This is a genomic window from Ruminococcus sp. CAG:379, from assembly GCF_000434255.1.
Classification (GTDB): Bacteria; Bacillota; Clostridia; order Oscillospirales; family Ruminococcaceae; genus Ruminococcus_F; species Ruminococcus_F champanellensis.
The window spans coordinates 40,354-45,083 of the sequence record NZ_FR894909.1; the positions used below are offsets into that span (position 1 = coordinate 40,354).

Annotated in this window: 5 protein-coding genes and 1 pseudogene; 3 read left to right on the forward strand and 3 right to left on the reverse strand. The window is 51.0% G+C overall.

All coding sequences use genetic code 11. The annotated features are described in order from the left end of the window. Positions 1-232 (forward strand): stage V sporulation T C-terminal domain-containing protein (locus QVO51_RS07725; protein WP_288168013.1); only part of this gene is annotated, 232 nt, incomplete at its 5' end. A 145-nt stretch (positions 233-377) separates the two neighbouring features. Here QVO51_RS07725 and QVO51_RS07730 read toward each other — a convergent pair. The 3 genes and pseudogenes from QVO51_RS07730 to QVO51_RS07740 form a co-directional block, all read right to left on the reverse strand. Beyond that, on the reverse strand, positions 378-1,370 hold the full coding sequence (locus tag QVO51_RS07730) for a hypothetical protein (protein ID WP_288168014.1): 993 nt from the start codon (positions 1,368-1,370) through the stop codon (positions 378-380). Positions 1,371-1,619: 249 nt separating this feature from the next. Beyond that, positions 1,620-1,685 (reverse strand): annotated as a pseudogene (locus QVO51_RS10915) (hypothetical protein); the annotation flags it as partial. A 71-nt stretch (positions 1,686-1,756) separates the two neighbouring features. Then, complete coding sequence (locus tag QVO51_RS07740; RefSeq protein WP_022357927.1) at positions 1,757-2,215, reverse strand: leucine-rich repeat domain-containing protein; 459 nt, start codon at positions 2,213-2,215, stop codon at positions 1,757-1,759. A 430-nt stretch (positions 2,216-2,645) separates the two neighbouring features. Here QVO51_RS07740 and QVO51_RS07745 point away from each other — a divergent pair, with 430 nt between their 5' ends. Beyond that, entirely contained in the window at positions 2,646-3,365 is a 720-nt protein-coding gene (locus tag QVO51_RS07745; RefSeq protein WP_022357929.1) for a LytR/AlgR family response regulator transcription factor, read from the forward strand. Positions 3,366-3,418: 53 nt separating this feature from the next. Beyond that, positions 3,419-4,730 (forward strand): sensor histidine kinase (locus QVO51_RS07750; protein WP_288168015.1); only part of this gene is annotated, 1,312 nt, incomplete at its 3' end.

A 4,730-nucleotide genomic window follows, 5' to 3' on the forward strand; every position in this document is an offset into this window, starting at 1 on the left:
GGCGCTGGAGGATCTGATGGAAAACCGACGCAGCTATGCAGGCAAGCCGGAGCAGACCTTTTTCTCGGTGGAGGGCATTGACAAGAGCGCCATCGCCTGTCAGCCTATTTTCACCTCCGGAGATGTGACCGGGGCGGTGGCATTCCTGGGAGACGGCAAGTCCCCCTCCGAGCTGCAGGTGAGTCTGATTACGGCAGCCGCCCAGTTTCTTGGAAAGCAAATCGAAGCATAAAAACAAGCCAGGCGTATGCCTGGCTTGTTTTTTGATATCCTCCAGCACACTGACAGAAGAAGGAGATATCAACATGGTCAATCCGGTACAGCCGGAAAAAGCCTCCCCACCGGGAAATCAAATCCGGCAGGGGACTTTGCAGCAATTACTCCTCCAAGCGTGTTAGGAATTCTTTATCCTCCACACTTAAATTTATGATCCTCCCGTACTTCACAGCCGCGCCAAACCTTTCTGAGACAGCTACTTCACAGGATGAACCATTGTACGTACCTAAAATGGTAATCACATACCCTTCTGTGGCATTCATATATCCTTCACTGGAAGGATATAGTTCAACCACAAAGGAGCATCCAGCTTTCACTCTCCAGGCGCTTCCCTGCGGAAACGGATCCAAATATTCCTGATACTCCTGTGCAGCCTTGGCATACAAATACAGGGACTTCATCGTTGCCTGCAGCTTTTCGTCAGAGGAACTGCTGCACGCCAGCGACGCATAACTCATGGAACTGAAGGTGATGCTTGCAGATCCTATATTCACGGTCTGCTCGTTCAACAGATTTTCCGCAGAAACAGGGGTGTCCAGATAATAGTAAGTACCTTCCTTATGCGTTAAGCCATAGGCACTTGCATGCACAGAATCGTCCACATCAAAATACAAACGCACCGCTACCTGATCCCGCAACAGCAGACTCATACCGTAGTATGCAATGCCCTCCGGCAGATCACCGTCAATCCGCACCGGCTTCGCCGAAATCGTTGTGTTCCGCATCTCGTTGTCTTCCGGCACAGCAGCTGCATTTTTGTCAAAATACGCCTCTGCATAGGTGCCGTAATCCAGGGTCTTTTGCGCCAATTCCTGCGCCGCCTCGTTACTGGAATCCGCTGCAACTGTTTCCAGATATTTCGCACCGGAATAACCATGGAAATCACTGTTGGCATCACTGGTTACAAGCCGGGCGTAGATCTGCTGGTTCATCATCCGAGCCGGGAAGGAGCAGGGGAAAACGTACAAGTCATCTGCATTGATTTTCGCATCGGCAACAGGGACTCGCTGGATGCTGCCATCCGGCAAAATAAACAGCATGTAGGCGTTGGCATCGCTTGCAGTTTCCGCAGTCAGATGTACTTGATAATTCAAAGTAAGCTGTTCCCCCAGAGTCATGGTGCATCCCCAAATTTGCGCACCGGCAGCCTCATCCCCCTGTGTTATAAGCTCGAATGCCCTGTTGTTTTCTTCCGCATATTTTTGCGCAGTGGAGTTTTGATAGCCCATAATCACGGCGGAATCGCTAAGTGTGGTATTGTCGTCATAGATCTCACATGCCGGGTTAAGAATCGTAATCAGCTCGAGACCGGTGCAGCCGGAAAATGCATAACTATCAATGCGTGTTACACTATCCGGAATGGTAATGGAGGTTAGACTGGTACAGTCGGAAAATGCGCTGCTTCCAATACTAGTAACACTTCCCCGGAATGGTGATGGAGGTTAGACTGGTACAGCCGGAAAATGCGCTGCTTCCAATACTAGTAACACTTCCCCGGAATGGTGACGGAGGTTAGACTAGCACAGCCAGAAAAGGCTTTCCATCCAAGGTAGGTCACACTCTCCGGAATGGTGATAGAGGTAAGACTGGTACAGCCGAAAAAAGCCTTCCAACCAATACTGACCACACCGTATGGAATGGTGATGGAGGTAAGACTGGTGCAGCCGGAAAACGCACTCCAACCAATCTGGGTTACCGGATACCCATCAATTTCACTCGGAATCTCAAGGGATTTTTCAGAACCGGTGTACCCGTCTATGATTGCTGCACCATCGTTGATTCGGTAGTGCAGTCCGTTCGCCAGCGTTCCATCCTCCGCATAAGCCGTTATACTTGTCAGCAGGGGCTTCACACCCTCTGCCAGGGGGTACGCACCAGCGCTCCACAGCAGGGCGGCGCAGATGGCTGCACTTTGCATTCGTTTTACATGTTTGTTCATATTCTGAACACACTCCTTTCGTTTTACTTCATAACTGGCAATTCGTTCTCATCCGGGTCAAAAGGATCGCTGGTGGTAATAATGTCTTCACAGGAAAACGCAACGATCTCCAGCTCCGGCTGTGCATAGGCTTCCTTCATGTGCTTCCCTCCTTTTTTGTTAATTAGATATTCAACTGGCGAATGCGCAGGTAAAACAGTATAGCAGTGCTTATTTTTATTATACCCTCAAACCCCTGCCTCGTCAACGGCAAATGCAGAATGTATACGTTTTTCTGCAAAATGTACACTGGCCCAAACTGCCGCCGTTGACCAAATTCGACAAATATGCTACAATGAAAATAACGCACCCGGCAGGATGCAATATCAAAACTACAGGCAACACCGCAAAGAACTTGCGGCACGTTGCCTATATACCATTGGAGCCAATCATGTATCTGATTTACGATGACGACCTGACACATTGTGCCCAGTTGCGCACGCTTTTGCTGTCCGATCCCAATAATACCGAGCAGGACATCCGGACAGCCTCCACGGAGGCGGATGCAATCCGGCAGTTGTCCGGGGACACCGCCGTGCTGTTCCAGGATATCCGACTGGAGCACGATGAAAACGGCATCCATTTTGCCGAATACATCAAACGACACTATCCTCTGTGCCTGATCGTGTTTATCACTGCCTATGCCCAGTACTGGGAAAACGTGTTTTCCGTCATGCCCTCCGGGTTTATCACCAAGCCCTTTACCCCGGAAAAGGTAGCACGGGTGGTGCTGAATATCAACCACCATCTGCCCATTCTCCGACCCATGATCCATATCCGGGAAGCTGACAACAAGCTGGTTTCCCTGCCGGCGGTGGATGTGGTATTCATTGAAAATGAAAACCGCCGCACCCAGTTTTACGATGATTATTACGTAGGTCGAAAGCCGGCGCCCTTGTTTTCCTCCCATTACAGCATCGCTGAAATTGAACAGTTCCTGCCTTCCTGCTTCGTCCGGTGTCATGTGAGCTACTACATCAACATGAACCATATCCGGGAACTGCGTCGGTATGAGATGATCCTCCACAACGGAAAATCCATTCTGATCAGTCAGCGCCGCTTCAAGGATGTAGAGAATGCGTTCTTCCGGTTCACGTCCGACAAACTATAAAGGCAGCACCGCACATTCCTGCGCAATGCTGCCAAAAGAAAGAAGCATGATATATGGCTGCCTACATATTTTCCATTCTGTCCTGCGTGGCGGATCAGCTAACGGTACTCTTTTTCCTGCGGGAATACGGAACCTTCCGGGGGTCATTTCTGAAAGCAAATGTCATCATCGACACCGTTCTAATCCTGGAGCATACTATCCTGGTGTTCGGCATGGGTCTTCCCCAGGGAGGTCCCATCGTTTCCACCTTTGATACCCTGTTTCTGCTGGGCAGCTGGCTGTGGCTCTGCAAGGAAAGCGTCAAAAAGCGGCTGATTCTGCTGGGGATCCTGATCGTCACCGCCCTGATCGGAGAATTGTCCATACTCGCCGTGCAATGCGGACTTTTCGGACTCAGCATGGCGGACATGAACGGCTACACAGTGTATACCTTGGTCGGAAAGATCTTGACACTGGACGAAATGATCCTGCTGTATGTAGGCATCGCCATTGTGCTGCGGCTCAAAAAGGACAGATACCGGATCCGCTACCTTTGCTCTATTTTCTTTATCATAGCTGCGCATTGTGGATTCCAGATCTGTTTTACGTATCTGGACTGGAACCATCTTACCACTGCAAAGCTACTGTGTCTCCAGGCGTTTCAGCTTTTGCTGCTGATCCAGGTGATCCAGCAGTACTTTTACTTTCTCCGGCAGCACGATTTCCGGATCAAGGAGGTGGAGCTGCAGGGACTGCAGCTGGAAATGCAGAACACCTACCAGTACTACCTTCTGGCAACAGAGCAGTTTGAGGAGGCGTCCCGGATCCGGCACGACTATAACAACCAGATCCAATCCATCCAGTGCATGCTGGACAATCAGCAAGTGGAGGAAGCCAGAGCATTGCTGCACAGCTGTGGCAGCAGCACCCGGGGCGCAAAGCTCATCTCCTTTTGCAGTACGCCCATCATCAACGTGGTTCTGACCATCAAGACCAACGCCGCCCGGAATCTGGGCATCGAAACCCAGTGCATCCTCCAGGACAGCCAGCAGCTGGAGCTGAACAACTATGAGTTGTGCGGGTTGTTTTCCAATCTGCTGGACAATGCCATTGAGGCGTGTCAGCAGTCCAGCAGCAGCTACCGCTATATTGAGATCAAGGGGAAAGCACTGGGGCAGACCTATATGCTGCGGATGGAGAACAGCTGCAAGCCCCAAAGCGATTCCGCCAAAGCACCTCAAAAAACCACCAAGCAGGAGCCGGGGCACGGCTACGGGCTGAAGATCCTGCAAAGCATCGCCCAGAGCCACGGGGGCAGATTTCAACTGGACATCCGCCAGGAGGGCTGCGCCGTTTCCACGCGAGCCTCTGAAAAAAAGTCTGTAA